18 protein-coding genes are annotated in these 21828 nt (G+C 73.9%); 9 read left to right on the forward strand and 9 right to left on the reverse strand.

Annotated elements, in window-relative coordinates; all coding sequences use genetic code 11:
• The first annotated feature begins 90 nt into the window (after positions 1–90).
• Positions 91–1059, forward strand: coding sequence for a type IV toxin-antitoxin system AbiEi family antitoxin domain-containing protein (locus PP1_RS12735; RefSeq protein ID WP_010225413.1), 969 nt, complete (start codon positions 91–93; stop codon positions 1057–1059).
• A 413-nt stretch (positions 1060–1472) separates the two neighbouring features.
• Here PP1_RS12735 and PP1_RS12740 read toward each other — a convergent pair whose 3' ends face one another.
• Positions 1473–2249, reverse strand: a complete 777-nt coding sequence (locus PP1_RS12740) for a DUF4245 domain-containing protein (RefSeq protein ID WP_010225411.1) — start codon at positions 2247–2249, stop codon at positions 1473–1475.
• 115 nt (positions 2250–2364) lie between these two features.
• Here PP1_RS12740 and glpX point away from each other — a divergent pair, with 115 nt between their 5' ends.
• From glpX to PP1_RS12760, 4 genes are all read left to right on the forward strand, one after another.
• A complete protein-coding gene (glpX, locus tag PP1_RS12745; protein ID WP_050802217.1) occupies positions 2365–3426 on the forward strand; it encodes a class II fructose-bisphosphatase in 1062 nt (353 codons plus the stop codon).
• A gap of 57 nt (positions 3427–3483) precedes the next feature.
• On the forward strand, positions 3484–4884 hold the full coding sequence (locus PP1_RS12750) for a class II fumarate hydratase (RefSeq protein ID WP_010225406.1): 1401 nt from the start codon (positions 3484–3486) through the stop codon (positions 4882–4884).
• A 140-nt stretch (positions 4885–5024) separates the two neighbouring features.
• Entirely contained in the window at positions 5025–6431 is a 1407-nt protein-coding gene (locus tag PP1_RS12755) for an EAL domain-containing protein (RefSeq protein WP_060573970.1), read from the forward strand.
• 94 nt (positions 6432–6525) lie between these two features.
• The gene (locus PP1_RS12760) at positions 6526–8055 is read left to right on the forward strand and encodes an ATP-dependent DNA ligase (RefSeq protein WP_075313963.1); all 1530 of its coding nucleotides are present in this window, start codon (positions 6526–6528) and stop codon (positions 8053–8055) included.
• 1 nt (position 8056) lies between these two features.
• Here PP1_RS12760 and PP1_RS12765 read toward each other — a convergent pair whose 3' ends face one another.
• On the reverse strand, positions 8057–8806 hold the full coding sequence (locus PP1_RS12765; protein WP_170918873.1) for a GntR family transcriptional regulator: 750 nt from the start codon (positions 8804–8806) through the stop codon (positions 8057–8059).
• A gap of 111 nt (positions 8807–8917) precedes the next feature.
• Here PP1_RS12765 and PP1_RS12770 point away from each other — a divergent pair, with 111 nt between their 5' ends.
• Positions 8918–10363: a GuaB1 family IMP dehydrogenase-related protein gene (locus PP1_RS12770; RefSeq protein WP_010240756.1), complete on the forward strand. Its 1446-nt coding sequence runs from the start codon at positions 8918–8920 to the stop codon at positions 10361–10363.
• Between the two features lie 66 nt (positions 10364–10429).
• On the opposite strand, the gene PP1_RS12775 is transcribed toward PP1_RS12770, so the two are convergent.
• On the reverse strand, positions 10430–11710 hold the full coding sequence (locus PP1_RS12775; protein WP_029239924.1) for a PhoH family protein: 1281 nt from the start codon (positions 11708–11710) through the stop codon (positions 10430–10432).
• A gap of 455 nt (positions 11711–12165) precedes the next feature.
• A complete protein-coding gene (locus PP1_RS12780; protein ID WP_139323766.1) occupies positions 12166–13422 on the reverse strand; it encodes a DUF885 domain-containing protein in 1257 nt (418 codons plus the stop codon).
• Between the two features lie 315 nt (positions 13423–13737).
• Here PP1_RS12780 and PP1_RS12785 point away from each other — a divergent pair, with 315 nt between their 5' ends.
• Positions 13738–14127 carry a hypothetical protein gene (locus PP1_RS12785; RefSeq protein WP_010240746.1) on the forward strand — a complete coding sequence of 130 codons (390 nt, stop codon included), beginning with the start codon at positions 13738–13740 and terminating at the stop codon, positions 14125–14127.
• A 1367-nt stretch (positions 14128–15494) separates the two neighbouring features.
• A complete protein-coding gene (locus PP1_RS12790) occupies positions 15495–15920 on the forward strand; it encodes a hypothetical protein (RefSeq protein WP_139316990.1) in 426 nt (141 codons plus the stop codon).
• Between the two features lie 132 nt (positions 15921–16052).
• Here PP1_RS12790 and PP1_RS12795 read toward each other — a convergent pair whose 3' ends face one another.
• Entirely contained in the window at positions 16053–16823 is a 771-nt protein-coding gene (locus PP1_RS12795; protein ID WP_010240742.1) for an isoprenyl transferase, read from the reverse strand.
• Between the two features lie 131 nt (positions 16824–16954).
• Between PP1_RS12795 and trhA the strand changes: the two genes are divergently transcribed.
• Complete coding sequence (trhA, locus tag PP1_RS12800; protein WP_010240741.1) at positions 16955–17581, forward strand: PAQR family membrane homeostasis protein TrhA; 627 nt, start codon at positions 16955–16957, stop codon at positions 17579–17581.
• A gap of 43 nt (positions 17582–17624) precedes the next feature.
• On the opposite strand, the gene PP1_RS12805 is transcribed toward trhA, so the two are convergent.
• From PP1_RS12805 to mca, 4 genes are all read right to left on the reverse strand, one after another.
• Entirely contained in the window at positions 17625–18191 is a 567-nt protein-coding gene (locus PP1_RS12805; protein WP_010240739.1) for a hypothetical protein, read from the reverse strand.
• Between the two features lie 45 nt (positions 18192–18236).
• Entirely contained in the window at positions 18237–20252 is a 2016-nt protein-coding gene (locus tag PP1_RS12810) for a thioredoxin domain-containing protein (protein ID WP_075314942.1), read from the reverse strand.
• Positions 20253–20276: 24 nt separating this feature from the next.
• On the reverse strand, positions 20277–20540 hold the full coding sequence (locus tag PP1_RS12815; protein ID WP_010243006.1) for a hypothetical protein: 264 nt from the start codon (positions 20538–20540) through the stop codon (positions 20277–20279).
• A gap of 74 nt (positions 20541–20614) precedes the next feature.
• On the reverse strand, positions 20615–21550 hold the full coding sequence (gene mca / locus PP1_RS12820) for a mycothiol conjugate amidase Mca (protein WP_033200678.1): 936 nt from the start codon (positions 21548–21550) through the stop codon (positions 20615–20617).
• Positions 21551–21828 lie beyond the last annotated feature (278 nt).

The raw sequence follows: 21828 nt of genomic DNA on the forward strand, positions 1-21828 counted from the left end.
AGGAGACCGATCCCGTGCGAGGCGCGGTTGGTTGTCCACAGGGAGCGGATTCGGGGGCGTAGGGGTGCTGCTGGGGGGCAGGGTCGGGGTATGACCAGCTCCGATGCGCTCCCCGGGCTCGGGCCGTTCCGCCGGGCCGACCTGCATGCGGTGGGGCTCGGCGATCCCGCGATCCGGGCCTTGGTGCGGGCGGGCCGTCTGCAGGCGGTGTGCCGCGGCATGTACGTGCCGGGCCCGGTCGCGCCGACCCCGGCGCGGTCCCGGGCCGAGCACGTCGAGCGGCTGACGGCCCGGCACGTCCTCGCGATCCGTGGCGTCGTCGCCCGGCTCGACGCGCCGGCCGTGGTCAGCCACGTCTCCGCCGCGGTCCTGCACGCCGTCGACCTGTGGGACCTGCCGTTCGACCGCGTGCACCTGACCCGGGACCGCCCCAGCGGCGCGCGGCGCGGACACGACCTGCACCTGCACGCGGCACCGCTCCCTCCGGGCGACGTCACCGTGATCCGCGGGATCCCCGTGACGACACCGGCACGGACTGCCGTCGACATCGCCCGGGCGGCGACGTTCGACCAGGGGGTCGTCGTCGCGGACGCCACGTTGCGACAGACCGGCACGAAACGTCCCGCGCTCGAGGAGGTCCTCCGCGCGTCTGCCGGGCGGCACGGGGTGACCCGCGCGGCCCGCGTCGTGGCGTTCGCGGACGGGCGCGCCGCAAGTCCGGGCGAGTCACGCAGCCGGGTCCTGTTCGCGCGGAACCACCTACCGGTGCCGGTGCTCCAGCGGGAGGTCAGGGACCGGGACGGGATGCATGTCGCGACCGTCGACTTCTGGTGGGGCGGACGGCGCCCGGTCGTCGGGGAGTTCGACGGCGAGGTCGAGTACGGACGCCTGCTGCGCCCCGGTCAGGATCCTGGCGACGTCGTCGTCCAGGAGAAGATCCGGGAGGACCACCTGCGGGAGCTCGGGCTGGACGTGGTCCGCTGGACCTGGCAGGACCTGGCCGACCCGCAGCACCTGCTGGCCCGGCTCCGCCGCAGGCTCGGCACCCACAACACATGACCGACCCATGACACCGCCCGCCCACCCGCTGGTTGCGCCACTTCGCACGGGATCCCTTCGTTCGCACGGGATCGGATCCAGTGCGAACGGAGGGATCCCGTGCGAGCCATGGGCCGCGACCGATCCGGAGCGGGCCGCGGCCCCGGCGTAGCGGAGTCCGTTCGGGACGAGGTCCCGTGGCTCACGAGCTCCCGCCGCCCGCACGGGGTCTCGTCGCCCGCACGGGGTCTCGTCGCCCGCACGGGGTCTCGTCGCTCGCACGAGGTCCGACCCCGTGCGAGCGAACCGATCCCGTGCGAACCGGGATCCGACACGGGCAGGTCCTGCGTCGACGCGGGGCCTGTGTCGACGCGGGTCCCGGCGGGGGTGGGCACGGTGGTCACGGGGACCGGGCCGGTCGGCCGGCGCCGGGGTCAGGTCCCGGTGGGGAGGGTCCGGGCGGTGGACAGGGCTCCGGCGAGGGTGCGGAAGTCCTCGTCCGGGGCCGATCCCGTCACCAGGACGCGCACCTCCGGCGCTCCCGGCAGCGTCGTGACGCGGAACGGCTCCCCGCCCTCACGCTGGTAGGTCTCCCAGGTCAGGCCACCGGCGTCGATCGTGCCCTGGCGCAGCGGGGGTCCCTCCCCGCGCCCGGCGGCACCGGACTCGGTCACGAGCACCCCTTCCACCGACGCGTCGGTCTGCACCAGGCTCAGGTAGTCCGCGCCCGGCGTCACGTAGCCGATCCGGACCGCTGTCCCACCGCCCTCGACGGGCCCCCGGTCCGCCGAGTTCGCGCGGAACGGCACCCCCGGCACCCGCAGCGGGAACGCCGAGCCGCGGGCGAAGTCGGCGAGGCGGGCCTCGACGTTCACGGTGGGCCCGGAGTCGGGGTCCTCGACCGGGCCGGTCGGTGCGAAGGAGCACGAGCCACCCACCGAGAAGATCAGCAGTGCGACGGGGATCAGGATCAGCACGGCGCCGATGAGGTCCCGCACCGACGTCTCGCCCCGCTCCGGCTTCCGCATCGCACGTGGCCCCACCCGCGGGGCGGACCGGGTGGACGGCCCGGTCTCGCCCGCCGCACCGGGACCGGCGCCGGTGTCGGCGACCGCGTCGTCCGACCGGCCGGGCGTCGCGGCGTCGTCGGACCGTCCCTGCTCGTCGGCTCCCCCGGACGCGGACGTGCTCGGATCCCGTGGCGAACTCACCGGTACATCGTCCCCCAGGCATGGCGTCGGTCGCTCATCACTCCTCCCCCACCCGGTCACGTGCGAGGATCGGAGGCCGCCGGTCCCCTGGCCGGGACCGAGCACGCCGCCGTGAATGGAGACGTCAGTGAGCCAGCCCCCCAACCCGACGACGAACCGCCGCCGCGAGGCGCCGGACCGCAACCTCGCGATGGAGCTGGTCCGCGTCACCGAGGCGGCCTCGATGGCGGCCGGTCGCTGGGTCGGCCGGGGTGACAAGAACGGCGGTGACGGCGCCGCGGTCGACGCCATGCGCCAGCTCATCTCGTCGGTGTCGATGCGCGGCGTCGTCGTCATCGGCGAGGGCGAGAAGGACGAGGCGCCGATGTTGTTCAACGGCGAGGAGGTCGGGAACGGCGAGGGCCCGTTCTGCGACGTCGCCGTGGACCCGATCGACGGCACCACCCTGATGAGCAAGGGCATGCCGAACGCCCTCGCGGTGCTCGCCGTCGCCGAGCGGGACGCGATGTTCGACCCGTCGGCCGTCTTCTACATGGAGAAGATCGCGGTCGGGCCGGAGGCGGCGGATCTGATCGACATCACCGCGCCCGTCGCCGACAACATCCGCAAGGTGGCCCGCGCCAAGCACGTCGACGTCGCCGACGTGACGGTCTGTGTCCTCGACCGCCCGCGGCACGAGCAGATCGTCAAGGAGATCCGCGAGGCCGGGGCCCGGATCCAGTTCATCTCCGACGGCGACGTCGCGGGCGCCATCGCCGCGGCCCGTCCGACATCCGGTGTGGACATGCTCTACGGCGTCGGCGGCACCCCCGAGGGGATCATCACCGCGGCCGCGCTGAAGTGCATGGGCGGCGAGATCCAGGGCCGGCTGTGGCCGAAGGACGAGGAGGAGCGCAGCAAGGCGGTCTCCGCCGGGCACGACCTCGACAAGGTCCTGACGACCGCGGAACTGGTCCGCGGCGAGAACGTCTTCTTCTGCGCCACCGGCATCACCGACGGCCCGCTGCTGCGCGGCGTCCACTACCGCGGTGGCGGCGCGACCACCCAGTCGATCGTGATGCGGTCGAAGTCCGGCACCGTCCGCCTCATCGACGGCTACCACCGGCTGACGAAGCTGCGCGAGTTCTCCTCGGTCGACTTCGACGGCGTCGAGGGCGAAGCTCCCCCACTGCCCTGATGAGGTGAGCCTCACCTAAGGGAGCGGGGACCGTCGCGGTGGAGTAGACCTGCGCGTATGAGCTCCGACTACCGCATCGAGCACGACACCATGGGTGAGGTCCGGGTTCCCGCCGACGCGCTGTGGCGGGCCCAGACCCAGCGCGCCGTGGAGAACTTCCCGATCTCCGGGCGCGGCCTGGAGCGCGCCCAGATCCGCGCGCTCGGCCTGGTGAAGGCGGCCGCCGCCCGGGTGAACGGCGAGCTGGGCGTGCTCGACGACGACCGCGCGGCCGCCATCGCCGCGGCCGCCGACGAGGTGGCCGAGGGCCGGCACGACGACCACTTCCCGGTGGACGTGTTCCAGACCGGCTCCGGCACCTCGTCGAACATGAACGCGAACGAGGTCATCGCCACGATCGCGAGCCGCGCCGGCACCGACGTGCACCCGAACGACCACGTCAACGCGTCGCAGTCGTCGAACGACGTCTTCCCGACGACCATCCACCTCGCCGCGACCGAGGCGCTGGCCACCGAGGTCGTCCCCGCCCTGGAGCACCTCGAGGCGGCGCTGCGCCGCCGTGCGGCGGAGTGGTCCGAGGTCGTGAAGGCCGGCCGCACGCACCTCATGGACGCCGTGCCGATCACCCTCGGGCAGGAGGCCGGTGGCTGGGCCAGCCAGGCCGGCTACGGCGCCGACCGGGTGCGGGACGCGCTGCCCCGGCTCGCCGTCCTCCCGATCGGCGGCACCGCGGTCGGCACCGGGCTGAACGCACCGGACGGGTTCGGCGGCGCCGTCGTCGCGAAGCTGCGCGAGGCGACCGGACTGGACCAGCTGTCCGAGGCGACCGACCACATCGAGGCGCAGGGCTCCCGGGACGGGCTGGTCGAGGCGTCCGGCGCGCTCCGGACGGTCGCGGTGAGCCTCTACAAGATCGCCAACGACCTGCGCTGGCTGTCCTCGGGCCCGCGCACCGGGCTCGCCGAGATCCACCTGCCGGACCTGCAGCCGGGCAGCTCGATCATGCCGGGCAAGGTCAACCCGGTGATCTGCGAGGCCACGATGATGGTCTGCGCCCAGGTCATGGGCAACGACGCGACCGTCGGCTTCTCCGGCAGCCAGGGCAACCTGGAGCTGAACGTGATGATGCCGGTGATGGCGCGCAACGTGCTGGAGTCCGCGCGGCTGCTGGCGAACACGTCCCGGCTGCTGGCCGACAAGGTCGTCGACGGCATGGAGGCCGATCTCGAGCGCACCCGGGAGTACGCCGAGTCGTCGCCGTCGATCGTCACGCCGCTGAACTCGACGATCGGCTACGAGGAGGCGGCGTCGATCGCCAAGCAGGCGCTGAAGGAGCGGCGGACGATCCGCGAGGTCGTGATCGAGCGCGGTCACGTGGAGTCCGGGAGGCTCACCGAGGACGAGCTCGACCGCGCCCTCGACGTGCTGGCGATGACGCGCGGGGAGAAGCGCTCGTAGGTCTCCGACTGCGGACCGCGACCGCCCCGTCGCTGCAGGTCAAGCCATCTCCTGTTCACCTCGTGGCCCCCGTTCGGTCCACTTCGTCGTGACACCGTGTGGCTGATTGCCGATCATCACCATCCGAACGGATCAGCCGCATGCCCGACCAGCGCTTCGCGTACGAGCCCGTGCACGACCTGCGCAGTGGACGCTTCGCGGGCGTGGAGATCGTGCCGCGGCGTGTCCACGACGCCGTCGCCGTGCAGGCCAGGGACCGCGGGTGGGGCGCCCGGCAGATCGCCGAGCTGGACGCGAGCACCGTCGTCTCGGCGGTGACGTCGGCCCGCGCGGCCGACGGCGTCGTCCCGCTCCAGGTCGACGTCGCCGCCGACACGGTGCTCTACGCGCGGGACCGGCTGCGGGCCGTGCTCACCGTCGGCGCGACGTCGGTCGGCGCGGTCGCCCCGCTGCTGGAGATCGGCCCGCCGATCGCGGCGGCCGCCCCGGCCGAGGTGCTGGTGCCCGCACTCGCGGAGCTGCGCCGGTGGGGGTTCCGGATCGGGCTCGACGGCTGCGGACGGGCGTTCGGGCCCGAGCTCGTCGCGGCCGTCCGCCCGGACGTCGTGAAGCTGGAGCCGGAGCTCGCCGACGGCGTACTGGACGCCGGCACCGGGGCCGCCGTGCGCGCCGTACTGGAGGTCGCGCGGGCGGTCGGGGTGCCGGTGGCCGCGACCGGCGTCCGGGACCCGGACCGGCTGACGGGGCTGTACGCGACCGGGGTGTCCGTCGCGCAGGGACCGCTGCTGGGTGGGGCCAGGCCCGAGCCCACGGCGGATCCGGCGACGCTGCCCGAGCTGCTGGCGTTGCTGCGTGCCGCACCGGGCGGTGCGGCGGTGCGGACGACCGGTCCGGCCACCGTGGGTCCGGCCGCACCCGGCCCGGCCGGACCCGCCCCCGCGGGCCCGCCGGTCCGGGGACTGGCCGCGCCCGCCGTCACGGTCGGCGCGGACGTCACCGGCGACGTCGCCCGCGAGACGATGCGCGAGCACCCGGACTCGGCGGGCGTCGTGCTGGTCGATGCGGCCCGGCGACCGGTCGGCTATCTCGACCGCAGCCGGTTCCTGCTGAGCATGACCGGCAAGTTCGGGCACGCGCTGTGGGCCGACAAGCCCGCGCGGGAGCTGGCCGACCCGCCGCGCACGGTCGACGAGCGCACCCCGCTGTCCCGCGCGCTGGAGCTCAGCCTGTCCGGCGACCCCGCCCGCGCCTACGACGACCTGGTCGTCGTCGCGCCGGACGGGTCCTGCCGCGGGACGGTGACGGTGGCGGAGCTGTGGCGGCAGGCGATCCTGCCGGGCGCCGCCGACCGGCCCGGTCCCCGGTCGCAGGCCGCGGTGTCGGGTCCGCACCCCGTACCGGCGGCCGCGGCGTCCGGGGCGCATCCGGTGCGGGCCGACGCGGGTCGCCGTCCGGTCCACGGCCCGTCGGGCCGCCCGCCGATGAGCGCACCGGCCGCGCGGCACGGCCCGGGTCCCGGGGACGGACGCACGGCACGCAGCGCCTGAGCCACACCTGACCGGCCCGTGTCCGGGGACGGCGACGGGTCCGGGCCCGGCTCGACGCCGCGCGACTGTCGGTGGTCGCTGCTTTCATGAGTTCGTGCTGTTCCACGACGTCGTCGCCACCTCCGCCGCGGTCGGGGCGACCCGCGCCCGCACGGAGAAGACCGCCGCGCTGGCCGGGCTGCTGCGCGCGGCCGGGCCCGGTGAGGTGCTGCCCGTCGTCGCGTGGCTGTCCGGGGTGCCGCGGCAGGGCCGGATCGGGACCGGCTGGCGGACCCTCTCGGCGGTCGACGTCCCGGCGGCCGCGGAGCCCGCACTCGACATCGGGACCGTCGACACGCTGCTCGACGAGCTGGCCGGTACCGCGGGCCAGGGCTCCGCGCAGCGCCGCCGCGACCTCCTGGCGGAGCTGTACGGCGCCGCCACCGCCGACGAGCAACGTTTCCTGCACCGGCTGCTCACCGGCGAGCTGCGGCAGGGCGCGCTCGAGGGTCTGATGGTCGACGCGGTGGCGGCCGCGTCCGGCGCGGGGCAGGCGGCCGTCCGGCGCGCGTTCATGCTCTCCGGCCGGCTCCCGGAGACCGCGGCGACCGCGCTCGACGGCGGCGAGACGGCACTCGCCGCGGTCGGTCTGGAGGTCGGGCGCCCGGTCCGGCCGATGCTGGCCTCCCCCGGCGACTCGCTCGACGCCGCGCTGACCTCGCTCGGCGCCGACGTCGTCGTCGAGCACAAGCTCGACGGCGCCCGGATCCAGGTCCACCGGCGCGGCGACGAGGTCCGCGTCTGGACGCGCACCCTGCGCGAGATCACCGCGGGGGTGCCCGAGCTCGTGGATCTGGCCCGCGGGCTGCCCTGCGACACCGCGGTGCTCGACGGGGAGACCCTCGCCCTCGACGACGACGGCCGTCCCCGCCCCTTCCAGGACACGATGAGCCGGTTCGGGTCCGACACCGACGACGAGGGCGTGATGCTCAGCCCGTTCTTCTTCGACCTGCTGCATCTCGACGGCCGGGACCTCGTCGACGAGCCCCTGGAGACCCGGCTCGACGCGCTCGCCGGGCTGCTCGCCGCCGACCGGCACGCGTCGCTGCGGATGCCGGGGGCACGGCGGCCGTCGGCGGAGGAGGCCGCGGCTGTGCTCGACGGGGCGCTCGGCGCAGGGCACGAAGGTGTCGTCGTGAAGGACCTCGCGACGCCGTACGCGGCGGGCCGGCGCGGGAAGGCCTGGCAGAAGGTCAAGCCGGTGCACACGCTCGATCTCGTCGTGCTCGGCGCGGAGTGGGGTTACGGCAGGCGCACCGGGTCGCTGTCGAACATCCACCTCGGGGCCCGCGACCCCGACGGCGACGAGCCCGTGATGGTCGGCAAGACGTTCAAGGGGATGACCGACGAGCTGCTGGCCTGGCAGACCACGACGTTCCCCGGGTACACGCGCGCCGAGGAGCCCGGCGTGGTGTACCTGCGCCCCGAGCTGGTCGTGGAGATCGCGCTGGACGGTGCGCAGCGCAGCACCCGCTACCCCGGCGGGGTGGCGCTGCGGTTCGCGCGGGTCCTGCGCTACCGGCCCGACAAGACCCCGGAGGAGGCGGACACCCTCGACGCGGTGCGGGCGCTGCTGTCGGGCTGAGTCACCACACGGCCGCCACCGGAGCCGGGAGCGCGCCCTCCGGGCGGCCGTCGCCGGCGGTGCGGGCGGCGTGCGGCACCGGGCCCGCGTGCGCGCGCAGCACCCCGGCGGCGAGCACCCCGCCACCGGGCGCGGCGACGGTCCGCTCGATGCCGAGCAGTGGTGTCGCTGGTGCGACGCCGAGCAGGCCCGCGGTGTCCGGGTCCGCGGGCACCGGCCCCGAACGGGTCCGGACGACACCGGGGTCCAGGCAGGCGTCGGCCAGCAGCCGGTCGAACGGTCCCGTGTCGGGCACGGCGAGCAGCTCGGCGGCGGCGGGCGTCGCGACGTAGTGGGTCTCGAGCACCGTGCCGCCGCCGGCGGTGCCGGCCACGCACTCGGTGCGCAGCACCGGGCTGCCCGGCGGTACCCCGAGCCAGCCGGCGAGCACGTCGGGTGCGGTGATCCCGGCGCGGCCGAGCCAGCGCGGCGGCCGGTACGGGTCGGTGACCACGTCGTGCCCGCCCCGGTAGTCGGGGGTCGCGACGATCCGGTGCGCGGCCGGGCCCGGCCGCAACAGACCCTCGTCGGAGAGCAGTGCGAGCGCGGCCCGCACCACCGAGCGGGACACCCCGAAGGCGACCATCAGCTCGTCCTCCCGGGGCAGGAGGCCGGCGGCCCGGGGCCGGCCCGCGACGGCGATCCGCAACAGGTCCCGCACCCGGCGCGCGTCCGCGGCACGCACCTGCGGGATCGGCGACGGCACCGGCATGTACTCCACGGTAGGGAGGACGGGTTGCCCGAGGGTTCCGCGAACGTGACGTGCGGGTGACGGGCCCGACGCGCACGCCGCACCCGTCGTGGCGCGTATCATTCCGACACCGTGCGCTTCCTCGACGACCGCTCGCCGGACCACGACCTCACCTACGACGACGTCTTCCTCGTCCCGCGCCGTTCCTCGGTCGCCTCCCGGTTCGACGTCGACCTCGCCACCCCGGACGGCACGGGTGCCACGGTGCCGGTCGTCGCGGCGAACATGACGGCCGTGGCGGGCCGCCGGATGGCCGAGACCCTCGCCCGCCGGGGCGGCCTGACGGTCCTGCCCCAGGACGTCGCGACCGACGCCGTCGCCGGGATCGTGTCCTGGCTCAAGTCGCGGCACCCGGTGTGGGACACCCCGCTGGTGCTGCGCACCGGTGACGCCGTGGCGGACGCGCTCAACCTGCTGCCCAAGCGCGCCCACGACGCCGTCGTGGTCGTCGACGACGGCGGACGCCCCGTCGGGACGGTCGGCGAGGCCGCCTGCACCGGCGTCGACCGGTTCACCCGGCTCGCCGACGTCCTCGATCCGGACCCCGTGCTGCTGCCGTTGGACACCGCGCCCCGCGACGTCTTCGAGCAGCTCGACACCCGGCGCGGGAAGGTCGCGCTCGGGATCGACGACGACGGCCGGCTGGCCGGGCTGCTCACCCCGCTCGGCGCGATCCGGGCCGGGATCTACTCCCCCGCCCTCGACGGCGAGGGCCGGTTGCGCACGGCGGCCGCGATCGGGATCAACGGCGACGTCGCGGTGAAGGCGAAGGCGCTGCTCGACGCGGGCGTGGACGTCCTGGTGGTCGACACCGCGCACGGCCACCAGGAGAAGATGCTCGACGCCCTGGGTGCGGTGCGGCGGGTCGTCGCGGAGTCCGGTGCGCCCGTCCCGGTCGCGGCAGGCAACGTCGTCACCGCCGACGGGGTCGCCGACCTGGTCGACGCGGGTGCCGACATCGTGAAGGTCGGGGTCGGCCCGGGTGCGATGTGCACCACGCGGATGATGACCGGCGTCGGGCGCCCGCAGTTCTCCGCGGTCGCCGAGTGCGCTGCGGCGGCCCGCGAGCGCGGCGCCGTGGTCTGGGCGGACGGCGGTGTGCGGCACCCGCGCGACGTCGCGCTGGCTCTGGCCGCAGGAGCCGCGTCGGTGATGATCGGCTCCTGGCTGGCCGGGACGTACGAGTCGCCCGGCGACCTGCTGCGCGACGAGCACGGCCGCGCCTACAAGGAGTCGTTCGGCATGGCGTCCAAGCGCGCGGTCGGTGCCCGCACCCGCGGGGACAACGCGTTCGACCGCGCTCGCAAGTCGCTGTTCGAGGAGGGGATCTCGTCGTCGCGGCAGCAGCTCGACCCGGAGCGGCCCGGCGTCGAGGATCTCCTGGACGAGATCTGCTCCGGGGTCCGGTCGGCGTGCACCTACGCCGGCGCCCGCACCCTCGACGAGCTGCACGAGCGGTCCGTCGTCGGGGTCCAGACGACGGCCGGGTTCACCGAGGGCACCCCGCACGGCCTGTAGCGACCGGGCCCCGGCACGACGTGGCCCCCGCACACCGGGGGGTGTGCGGGGGCCACGGTGCGGTGCCTAGGAGTTCGGCCCCTCCAGCATCTCGGTGACCAGTGCGGCGATCGGCGACCGCTCGCTGCGGGTCAGCGTGACGTGCGCGAAGAGCGGGTGCCCCTTCAGCTTCTCGATGACGGCGTTGACGCCGTCGTGCCGGCCGACGCGCAGGTTGTCGCGCTGCGCGACGTCGTGGGTGAGCACGACGCGGGACGCGGCGCCGAGCCGCGACAGCACCGTCAGCAGCACGTTGCGCTCCAGCGACTGCGCCTCGTCGACGATCACGAAGGTGTCGTGCAGCGACCGGCCACGGATGTGGGTGAGCGGCAGCACCTCGAGCATCCCGCGGGCGATGACCTCGTCGATGACGTCCTGGCTGACCAGCGCTCCGAGGGTGTCGAAGACGGCCTGGGCCCAGGGCTGCATCTTCTCGCTCTCGCTGCCGGGCAGGTAGCCGAGGTCCTGCCCGCCGACGGCGTAGAGCGGCCGGAACACCACGATCTTGCGGTGCTGCTGGCGTTCCAGCACCGCCTCCAGCCCGGCGCACAAGGCCATCGCCGACTTGCCGGTCCCGGCCCGCCCGCCGAGCGAGACGATCCCGACCTCGTTGTCGAGCAGCAGGTCGAGCGCGATCCGCTGCTCGGCGGAACGGCCGTGCAGCCCGAACGCCTCCCGGTCACCGCGGACGAGCTTCACCCGCTTGTCGGCGGTGACCCGGCCCAGCGCGCTCGACGCCCCGGTGAGCCGCAGCCCGGTGTTGCAGGGCAGCTCGCGCGCCTCGTCGTGATCGATGACGCCGTCGCGGAACAGCGCGTCGACGTCCTCGGGGGCGACCTCCAGGTCCGTCATCCCGGTCCAGCCGGAGAACAGCACGTCCTGGCCGTGGTACTCGTCGGCGTCCAGCCCGACCGCGGCCGCCTTCACCCGCAGCGGCATGTCCTTCGTGACCAGGGTGACGTCCCCCGGGGATGCGGGGTCGGCCTTCAGGTTCAGCGCGCACGCCAGGATCCGCGAGTCGTTCGAGTCGGTGCGGAACCCGGCCGGCAGGACCGTGGGGTCGGAGTGGTTCAGCTCGACGTGCAACGTCCCGCCCTTGTCACCGACCGGGATCGGTGCGTCGAGCCGGCCGAACTTCACGCGCATCTCGTCGAGCTGGCGCAGTGCGGTCCGGGCGAACCACCCGAGTTCGGGGTGGTGACGCTTCGCTTCGAGCTCGGAGATCACGACCAGCGGCAGTACGACCTGGTGCTCGTCGAAGCGGAGCAACGACCACGGGTCGGACAGCAGGACGGACGTGTCGAGCACGTAGCAGCGGGTGGTACCTGCCGGGGCGTCCCCGACGGGCTCCGTCAGCGGAGACCTGTCGGTGAGAGCGGGACGATCGGTCACGGGTGCTCCCTCACGGGCGTGGCACCACGCCCGCTCTGCGTCGGGCCGGCCGGCCCTGATGCGGGTCGTGACGGCGTCGGAGGACCGTGGCGGTCCACCGGCCGGCACGCCCACGAGGGCCGGGTGCCGGCCCTCTCGGGTGCGTTCGACACCACGTTCAGGGCCTCCCGGACGAGCCGCATCGGGTACGGCCCGTCGACGAGGACGCTACTAGTGGTCACCCTCGTGCGGTCAATAGCAACTCTCCGTCGGTCAGCCGCAGAGAACCCTGATGGCAGAGTTGTAACCTGCCGTTCATCGCAACATTGCTACCGTCTGCCGTCGCAGCGACCTGCGGCGACACGAACGGGCGCCTACCGTTCGTCGGACGCTCAGTACTCCGGGTGCAGCAGCGCGGGCGCCGTGACTGCTGCCGTACCGGAACCGTTGCCTCTCGCGTCGCCACCCTCGGTGACGAGGTCGGGGGGCAGCACCGGGGTGTCCAGCAGCGCCCGCAGACCGGCCACCGGGCCGCCGGGATGCCGGGCCAGCCAGGACCGGACCAGCGGGGCACCCTCGGCGTAGGTGACGGGGTACCCCCGCCACTGCGGATGGTCGAGGAACGCGAGGATCCGCCGTGCCCGCGCCTCGGGGACGAGCAGCCAGCGTGCGAGGTACGCCGTGACCTCGTCCGGATCCGCGCCGTCGACGTGCCGCAGCAGGGCCGCGTCCTGCCGGACCCGGCCGAGCAGGTCCAGTTCGCTCTCGACCCGCTCGGCGAGGTCTCCGTCGATCCGGACCCCCGCGCCGGCCAACGCCCGCGCCGCGACCGCTCCCCAGCCCGGCCCGGGGACGACGCCCGCGGCCGCCTCCGCCGCGCCCTCGGCGATCAGCCCCTGCGGGCTGTGCACCAGGCGCAGCGCGAGCTCGGGGAAGCGCGCCACCGCCACCTCGGCCCGGCAGTACTGGGTGTGGTGGCCGGGGTAGACCTCGTGCGCGAGCAACGGGAGCAGCGCGCCGGCACGGATCCGCGCGGCATCGGTGATCGACACCCTGCTGCGCAGGCCGCCCCGGTAGCGCGTGAAGGCGGTCCACGGCCGGTCGGCCACGAGCGCGACGACGGCATCCTCCCCCCGCGGCAGCCCCAGCAGGTCCCGGGTGCGGCGACGCAGCTCGGCCGTCACCGCCGTCACCGCCGCACCGAGCCGCCGCGGCGGGACGACGTCGCCCTCCCGGTACGCGCGCATCCGCGCGACCACCGGCCCGCGGCCCGGCAGCAGCGCGCCGAGCCTCCGGTGCACCTCGCGGTACTCGTCGGGGTCCGTACGGCGCGGGGTCACCCCGAAGGTGTCCCTGACCTCGGCGAGGTAGCCGGGCCGGTCCCCGTCCAGCAGCCGGGCCTGGCAGTGCAGTGCAGTGAGACCCGCGTCCAGATGACGACGGCACGGAGCCGGCATCCCCGATCCCGAGAGCTCCGCCCGGAGCCGGGCCGCGTCCGCCACGAGACGACCCGGCTCGGACGGTGGCTCGTCGGCGACCCGGCGGGCGAGCGCCGCGTCCGGTGCGGGCCCGTCGAGTATCCCGGGGCGCAGCCGGTCGAGACGCACGGCGAGCTCGACCGTCGCAACCAGGAGCGGGTCCGGGGTCATCATCGGAGCGTAGGCGGGTCGCAGCTGAACGACGCCCCGAGCCGCGGGGTACGCGTCCGTTCGGTGGCCAGCGGGCACGTAACGTCACCGAAACCTGGGTCCGAACCCACAGCCGGCGCGCTCGAAGAATGCCCGATCGAGGGAGTATCCGAACTCAAAGTAATAGGGTCCCCCGATGGTGTGGCCGAGTTTGTTCGGGCGGAATACGACCGCTAGATTTCTCGGCAGTCGGTACGGGCTCCCCCACTTGTCAACGTGCCGACAGGCGTGAGACCGGCCTTCGGGCGGACTCAGAGACTCTACAGGAGAAGAACTGTGCTGAAGAAGGCTGGAATCGTGGTTGCGGCCTCCGCCGCGTCCCTGCTCGCCGTCTCCCCCCTCGCCTTCGCCGGCGACAAGGGTGACGACCACGGCCACAAGGGTGGGCACCACCACGGCGCCGAGAACGTCATCGACAAGGACGCCAAGGGCCTGATCGCCGGGCTGAACGGCAACAACGTCAACGTGCCGATCCAGGCCTGCAACAACAACGTCCCGGTGAACGTCCTCGGCGTTCAGGTTCCGGTCGAGGACGCCTCCGCCCTCAACGGCGTCACCGGTGCCCTGGGCATCCTGGGCGACGCCAAGGCGAAGTCGGGCGACTCGGTCACCGACCAGTCCGACAACTGCGCGCAGGAGTCGGGCGCGGGCGACAGCATCAACTGATCTCGATCAGTTCGCCGAAAGGCCCCGGAGCATTTCGCTCCGGGGCTTTTTCGCGTTTCCGGGCGATTCCTGATCCAGCCGCGTCCGATCACCACACGTGACTCTTCACGGAACGGCGGACGCCTTCGACACGACCGTGTCCGATAACTGGGAGTAGATCGTCCGTATCGGCCGCATCTAGCTACGTTCCGTGACCGTCTCGTCAGTCGCCTCGACACCGACGGTGGGTCGCGCCGGATTGGTCGGGGCGCTCAGCGGACAGGTTCGCCCGGGCCCGGACCTCCCGACCGAGGGTGGGGTCCGCTGAAGTCGCTGCTTGGGGAAGCGATTTCCCGCACGGGGGGCCCGCCGCCCGGTCCGCCCTGCGGCACCGCGGCCGACCCTCACCGTCGGAGGCGCTCCACCCGCCGGCCCGACCCGCAGCACCGAACCGGACGATGGCCCCGAAGCCCACCCCGGACTCGGCTCGCCCCCGCTCGCCCCAGCTCGCCCCAGCTCGGCTCGGCCCCGCCCGATTCGGCTCCGCCCGGTTCGACCCCGCTCGGTTCGCCCCAGCTCGGTTCGGCCCCGCCCGTCCCAGCTCGGCTCGGCCCCGCTCGGCTCGGCCCCGCTCGGCTCGGCCCCGCTCGGCTCGACCCCGCTCGGCTCGCCCCAGCTCGGTTAGGCCCCGCCCGGCCCCGCCCGGCCGGCCCGGCCCCGCTCGGCTCGGCTTGGCCGGTTCGGCCGGCTCGGCCTGTTCGGCCCGGACAGGCCGGGACTCACCGAATCCGCCGCAGCAGGGCCCGCCGCCCAGCACCTCCCGCCCGCCTCCCTGCAGCGCATTCCCTTCCGCGGCGCCCACGGCGCCCGACCCCGCCGAGATGCAGCTCAGCGCACCTCGGAGATCGACACATCGCGCTGACCTGCATCTCGGCGAGGTTCATCCGGGCACGGACGGCCCAGCGCCCGACCCCGACCCCGGCGGCCGGCGGCCGGCCCCGACGGCCGACGCAACGATCCCCGGCGCTCCGGCCTCCGATCACCGGCGCCCGAGCGCCGCAGCGGCCGGGATCCGGGACGAGCCGGACGGGCGCTCACGATGCCCCCGGGGCGGCTACGCCGATCAGCCGCCGACCGTTGCGCCGCTCCACCCAGCCGCGACACGCCCGAACGCCTCTCCGACATCTGTCGGGATCATCCAGAAATCCGCAGGTACACGAATGGATCGGCGACGCCCGCTGAAAAATACGGAGGGTCAGATTGTCGTCGCGGGAAGCCTCCGTTAGATTGACGCTCAGTCGATGCGGGCTCCCCGGTTCGAGCGTCGACAGGTACTGAGAGTGTGTGCGGCGACTCCGTGCGCGCTCTCCGACTACAGGAGACGGACTGTGCTGAAGAAGGCTGGAATCGTTGTGGCGGCCGGTGCCGCGTCGATGGTCGCGCTGAGCCCGCTGGCGTTCGCCGGCGACAAGACCGACGTCGACTACAAGAAGAACAGCGACAACAAGTCGTACTCGAAGTCCGAGGTCAACAAGCAGCTCGGCGACAACGCCGACCAGCTGGCCAGCAAGGACTCGGCCGGCCTGGTCAACATCTCGGGCAACAACCTGAACGTGTCCCCGCAGGCCTGCGGCACCGCGTTCAACGGCAACAGCCTGGTCCAGGGCGCCCTGGGCGGCCTGTTCTCCGAGGCCGAGAACTCCTCGGGCGTCACCTCGGACAACGGTGTCGACTGCACCAACGCCTCCGACAACGGCGACGAGGTCAACCAGAACTCCTCGGAGTCCGGCAAGCACGGCGGCAGCCACAAGTAAGTCGCCCGCGCACCGCGCACAGGAAGGCCCCGGGGTTCGCCCCGGGGCCTTTCCCGTTCCCGGACCGCCGGGAACCCGCTCGCGAAAATGCTACAACGAGCGAGGACCCGGAAGGTTACGCACGAATTCTGGTCAGCCGCCGAAACGTCGGTGTCGTGCGGCGAAGTCGCGCAGAGCGCGGAGGAAATCGACCCGTCGGAACTCGGGCCAGTACGCCTCGCAGAACCAGAACTCCGAATGCGCCGACTGCCAGAGCAGGAAGCCCGACAGGCGCTGCTCCCCGCTGGTCCGGATGACGAGGTCCGGGTCCGGCTGTCCGGACGTGTACAGGTGCTCCGCGATGTGGTCGACGTCGAGGGTCTCGGCGAGCTCCTCGATCGTCCGTCCGGCCTCGGCCTGGCTCAGCAGCATCTTGCGCACCGCGTCCGCGATCTCCTGCCGGCCGCCGTAGCCGACGGCGACGTTGAGCTGCAGGCCGCCGCGCTCCCCCGTCCGCGCCACCGCGGCCGCCAGCCGGTCCGCGAGCGACTTCGGCAGCAGCTCCATGGCTCCGACGACGCGCAGGCGCCACGGGGTGTCGGGCCCGGAGAGGTCGTCCACGACCCCGCCGATGATCTCCAGGAGGTCCTTGAGCTCGTCCGGCGAGCGCGTGTCGAGGTTGTCGGTCGACAGCAGGAACACCGTCACCACCTCGACGCCCGCCTCCGAGCACCAGCCGAGCATCTCCGCGATCTTCGCGGCCCCGGCGCGGTGTCCCTCCGCGGGATCGGCCAGTCCGGCCTCCCGCGCCCAGCGCCGATTGCCGTCGAGGATCAGCGCGACGTGTTTCGGGCTCTCGGCCCCGTCGAGCTGGCGCAGGATCCTGCGCTCGTACACCGTGTAGAGCAGGTCTCGGACGGCCACGTGCGCAGAGCCTAGTCCGGCCCCGCCGCGTGTGGCGTTCGTCCGCCCCGCGGGACGACGACCGGTGCACCGCGTAGCGTCGGCCCGTGTCTCCCGTGAGCACCTCTCCGTCCGCTCCGGTCAAGCCCCGGATGCGGGGCTGGCTGCACCTGTGGAGCCTGGTCGCCTCGGTCTTCGCCTGCGCGACGCTGATCAGCGTCGCCGGCGCACTCGTCGGCACGTCCGCCGCGCTCGCGACGGCCGTGTACACGCTCACGACGTTCGGGTTGTTCGGGATCAGCGCCCTCTACCACCGGCGCACCTGGGCCGACCCCGCCCACCGGCGCCTGATGAAGCGCCTCGACCACTCGATGATCTTCCTGTTCATCGCGGGGACCTACACACCCGTGTCGGTGCTGGCCCTCCCCACGAGCACCGCGACCTGGGTGCTGACCGTCGTGTGGGTGGGCGCGCTCGCCGGCGTGGCGCTGAAGCTGGCCTGGCCGACCGCACCGTCCTGGGTCGGCGTCCCGATCTACGTCGCCCTCGGCTGGGTCGCCGTGTTCGTCCTGCCCGCCCTGCTGGAGGGCGGCGGGGTCGCCGCGTTCGTCCTGCTGATCGCCGGCGGGGCGCTCTACACGGCGGGCGCGGTCGTGTACGCGCTGCGCCGGCCGGACCCGTGGCCCGCGACGTTCGGGTACCACGAGCTGTTCCACGCGGCGACCGTCCTGGCCTGGGCCTGCCACCACGTCGCGATCTGGCTGGTCCTGCTGCGCTGACCCGGCACGCGCCGCGGTCGCGGCCGGATGCTGCGGACCTCGCTCAGGCGGGGCCCTCCGCCCGCAGGTCGTCCACCCGTGCCATCGCCGACCGCAGCTCGGACAGCCACTCGTCGGCGTTCCGGCCGACCAGGCGCACCGACCAGGCCAGTGCGTCCGAGCGCGACCGGGCGACGCCGGCGTCGACCAGCGTGTCGAGCACGACCCGCTCCGGCTGACGCAGCCGTGTCATCACCGGCACCGAGATCGTCGTGAACAGCTCTCGCGTCTCCCCGAGACGCGCGCCCCACGCCACCTTGCGCCGGTAGCGGCTCTCCGCCTGGCGAGCGATCTCGATCCGCTCGTCGCGGGTCTCCTCACGGAAACGGGCGATGCGCCCGGCCTCCGCGGCGGCGGTGTCCGCACGGCCCTCGTCGGTACCGGCCTGCTCGCCGTCGAGCGGCGGGAGCTCGCCGACGACGACGATCTCGTCGCGGTCGCAGGTCACCTCCGGCGCTCCGGTGAACCAGCCGTCCGGCAGCCGCCCGGAGAACCACGCCGCGGCGTCGTCGGCCGGCGGGAGGTCGGCCTGCTGCCAACCGCCCCGGCCACGTCCTCGTCCTGTCATCATCACGCACCTCCGCGTCGAATGATTACAGGATTACACAGCAAGCGCTCACCGCGCGAGGAGTTCCGCGAGCTCGTCCGGCGTCGTGACCGGCAGGTCGCACACCACCCCGCGGCAGACGTGCGCGGCCGGCAGCCCGTCGACGGTCCCGCGGTCGGCCAGCAGCGGGACGCCGTCCGCCTCCGGTGCCCCTGCGACGACCACCGAGCCGCCCGGCGCGGCCCGCCGGGCCCGGTCCGTCAGCGGCCCGGTCCCGGGCTCGCCGACCACCGCGACCTGCACCGGGCCCGCGACCAGCGCCTCGGCCGCGGAGAGCCAGTGCCCGAGGAACCGCGGCGCGCGCGGCACCAGGGTCCCGACCGTCCGCACCATCTCCTCGGCGGCCGCCCGGTAGCCCGCCGCACGCTCCGGCGGCGCCAGGACCGACGCCGTCACCAGCGCCTCGGCCAGCGCGGACGACCCGCACGGTGACGCGTTGTCGGTCAGTTCGCGGGGCCGGTGCGGCAGCAGCGCGGCGTCCGGGGCGTCGGCGGCGGTGTCCAGGTACGCCCCGGGCCGGTCGTCGGCGGCGAACCGCTCCCGTGCCGTGTCGAGCAGGTCGAGCGCCGCGGTGAGCCGCTGCGGGTCGCCGGTCGCCTGGTGCAGTGCCAGCAGCCCGGCCGCGAGCAGCGCGTGGTCGGCGAGGACGGCGTCGGCGGGCCCGGGCACACCGTCCCGCGACGAGCGGCGCAGCCGGCCGTCGACGACGTGGACGTCCAGCAGCAGGTCGGCGATCTCCCCGGCGGCCCGCACCCACTCCGTACGCCCGGACGCGGCTCCGGCCTCGGCCAGCGCGACGACGGCGAGCGCGTTCCACTCGGTCACGACCTTGTCGTCGCGGGCCGGCTGCGGGCGCGACGACCGCGCGTCGAGCAGCGCGGAGCGGGTCCGTTCCCACCATGCGGCGTCGTCCGGGTCGCGGCGCAGCTGCAGGGTCGAGGCGCCACCGTCGGCGGTCCCGGCCGCGGTCACACCGAGCAGCTCGGCGGCGCGGTCGCCGTCCTCGGTGCCGAGGACCGCGCGCAGCTCGTCCGGCGTCCACACGTAGGTGAGCCCCTCGACGCCACCGGCGTCCGCGTCCAGCGCGGAGGCGAGCCCGCCCTCCGGTGTGCGCAGGTCCCGGAGCAGGAACTCCGCGGTCGACACGGCGACCCGCTCGGCGAGCACCGATCCCCGGCGCCCCAGGTGGGCGTACACGCGGAGCAACAGGGCGTTGTCGTAGAGCATCTTCTCGAAGTGCGGGACCACCCAGGCGTCGTCGGTGGAGTAGCGCGCGAACCCCCCGGCGAGCTGGTCGTGGACCCCGCCGCGCGCCATCGCCTCGCAGGTGCCGGTGGCCAACCGCCACGCCCGGTCCGAGCCGGTCCGCTCGTGGTGCCGGAGGAGGAACTCGCAGACCATCGACGGCGGGAACTTCGGCGCCCGGCCGAACCCGCCGAGCTCGTCGTCGTGCTGCGCCGCGAGCTGCTCGACGACGTCGTCGAGGGCCTGCTCCCCGACGACGACCGGCTCCGGGTCCGCGGCGGCCTGCTCCGCCAGCTGCTCGGCGATCTGCCCGGCGGCGAACCGGACCCGGTCGCCGTCGGATGCCCAGGCCGAGGTGACGGCGTCGAGCACCTGCCGGAACGACGGCAGACCGTGCCGCGGCTCGGCGGGGAAGTAGGTGCCGCAGTGGAACGGCTCACCGTCCGGGGTGAGGAAGCAGGTCATCGGCCAGCCACCCTGCCCGGTCATGGCCTGGGTGGCGGCCATGTGGACGGCGTCGACGTCCGGGCGCTCCTCCCGGTCCACCTTGATCGCCACGAACGACCGGTTGACGACGGCGGCGACGCCCGGATCGGAGAACGACTCCCCCGCCATCACGTGGCACCAGTGACAGGCCGCGTAGCCGACGGAGAGGAGCACCGGCACGTCCCGGCGCCGGGCCTCGGCGAACGCCTCCGTCGACCAGGGGTACCAGTCGATCGGGTTGTCGGCGTGCTGGAGCAGGTACGGACTGGTGGCGGTCGCGAGCCGGTTCGGCATGCCGGCCACCCTGTCAGACCCCGGTCAGGAGCTGCGGGAGTCCGCCTCGTCGTCGGTGCCCGCGGCCGGCTGCTCCTCGAACGACTCCGGCAGTCGCTTGATCCGCTTGCTCATGTTGCGGATGAGCAGCACGGTCGCGAGCAGGAGGACCAGCACGATCGCCAGTCCGACGGGTGCGGCGTTCCCCCACTCGGGCAGCTGCCCGGGGGGCGGCGGGCGGTCCTGCGCGGGGACCACGAAGCCCGTCGCCACCATCTGCACGGTCGCCACCGCGTTGTCGATCAGCACCGCAGTACGCCTCCGAACTCCATGACCGTGCACGCCCGGGCCGCCGGACGGCCCGTGACCAGGCTACCGCCGGGTCAGCCCGCCCTGCGCTGCTCCCCGGCCGTCTCGGCGAGCTCGAACGGGATGCCGGTGAACAGGTCGTCCTCCGGGGTGGTGGTCTCCACCAGCGAGTGCACCAGCTCGTAGTCCTCGGTCGGCCACACCCGGGCCTGCACCTCGAGCGGGGTGAAGAAGAACCGGCTGTCCGGGTCGATCTGCGTCGCGTGCGCACGCAGGGCGTCGTCGCGGCGGCCGAACCAGTCCGAGCACGGGACCTTGGTGGTCACCCGGGTGCCCGGGTCCGGCCGGTCGGACGTCCAGTTGGCCAGCCACTCGGCGTAGGGCGACTCCTGCCCGGACTCCAGGATGGCCTGGTGGAACGCCTCGAGCCGGGTCCGCGAGAAGCCGTGGCCGTAGTACAGCTTCAACGGCTGCCACGGCGCGCCCGCCTCCGGGAAGCGGGTCGGGTCGCCCGCGGCCTCCCAGGCGGCCATCGAGATCACGTGGGTGCGGATGTGGTCGGGGTGCGGGTACCCGCCGTTCTCGTCGTAGGTGACGATCACGTGCGGACGGAACTCGCGGATGACGCGGACCAGCGCCGCGGTCTGCTCCTCGACGTCGCCGACGGCGAAGCACCCCTCCGGCAGCGGCGGCTTCGGGTCGCCCTCGGGGAGCCCGGAGTCGACGTAGCCGAGCCACACGTGCTGCACGCCGAGGATCTCGGCGGCCCGCGCCATCTCGGCGTTCCGCACGGCGGTCATGTTCTCGAGCACGTCCGGCCGCTCCATCGCCGGGTTGAGGATGCTGCCGCGCTCGCCGCCGGTGCAGGTCACGACCATGACGTCGTGTCCCTCGTCCGCGTACCGCGCCGTGGTCGCCGCGCCCTTCGACGACTCGTCGTCGGGGTGGGCGTGCACCGTCATCAGCCGCGGACGCTCCCCGGGAGCGAGGACGGGTTCGGTGTGGGTCATCGGGTCGGGTTCCTCCACGGTCACCGGGCTCGGGTCCCGCGCACCGGGCGCGGGAGGCGAGGTCGTACTCGGGGACGATCCTGGCAGAGGGGACCGACAGGATCGTTCCGAGCGGGCAGCGCCCGCGTTCTCCAACACCCGTCGGCGCCCGGCTGTTCCCGATCGGCCCACGGTCGGCGAGAGGATCCACCGACACACGGTGGACGGTTCCGCGTCACTTCGGAAGCGATTCCCTGACGTCGTCACTGAAGCTGTCACCTGCGAAAACCGGGGTGTGG

Origin of the sequence: Pseudonocardia sp. P1 (genome assembly GCF_000178675.2) — a bacterium.
GTDB lineage: Bacteria > Actinomycetota > Actinomycetes > Mycobacteriales > Pseudonocardiaceae > Pseudonocardia.

Bases quoted from the DNA above. Each gene is read 5' to 3' on its own strand.
- PP1_RS12735 (WP_010225413.1), top strand. From the start codon at position 91: ATGACCAGCTCCGATGCGCTCCCCGGGCTCGGGCCGTTCCGCCGGGCC.
- PP1_RS12750 (WP_010225406.1), top strand. From the start codon at position 3,484: ATGAGCTCCGACTACCGCATCGAGCACGACACCATGGGTGAGGTCCGG.
- mca (WP_033200678.1), bottom strand. From the start codon at position 21,550: ATGACCCACACCGAACCCGTCCTCGCTCCCGGGGAGCGTCCGCGGCTG.
- PP1_RS12805 (WP_010240739.1), bottom strand. From the start codon at position 18,191: ATGATGACAGGACGAGGACGTGGCCGGGGCGGTTGGCAGCAGGCCGAC.
- PP1_RS12765 (WP_170918873.1), bottom strand. From the start codon at position 8,806: ATGCCGGTGCCGTCGCCGATCCCGCAGGTGCGTGCCGCGGACGCGCGC.
- glpX (WP_050802217.1), top strand. From the start codon at position 2,365: ATGGAGACGTCAGTGAGCCAGCCCCCCAACCCGACGACGAACCGCCGC.
- PP1_RS12755 (WP_060573970.1), top strand. From the start codon at position 5,025: ATGCCCGACCAGCGCTTCGCGTACGAGCCCGTGCACGACCTGCGCAGT.
- trhA (WP_010240741.1), top strand. From the start codon at position 16,955: ATGCGGGGCTGGCTGCACCTGTGGAGCCTGGTCGCCTCGGTCTTCGCC.
- PP1_RS12780 (WP_139323766.1), bottom strand. From the start codon at position 13,422: ATGACCCCGGACCCGCTCCTGGTTGCGACGGTCGAGCTCGCCGTGCGT.
- PP1_RS12810 (WP_075314942.1), bottom strand. From the start codon at position 20,252: ATGCCGAACCGGCTCGCGACCGCCACCAGTCCGTACCTGCTCCAGCAC.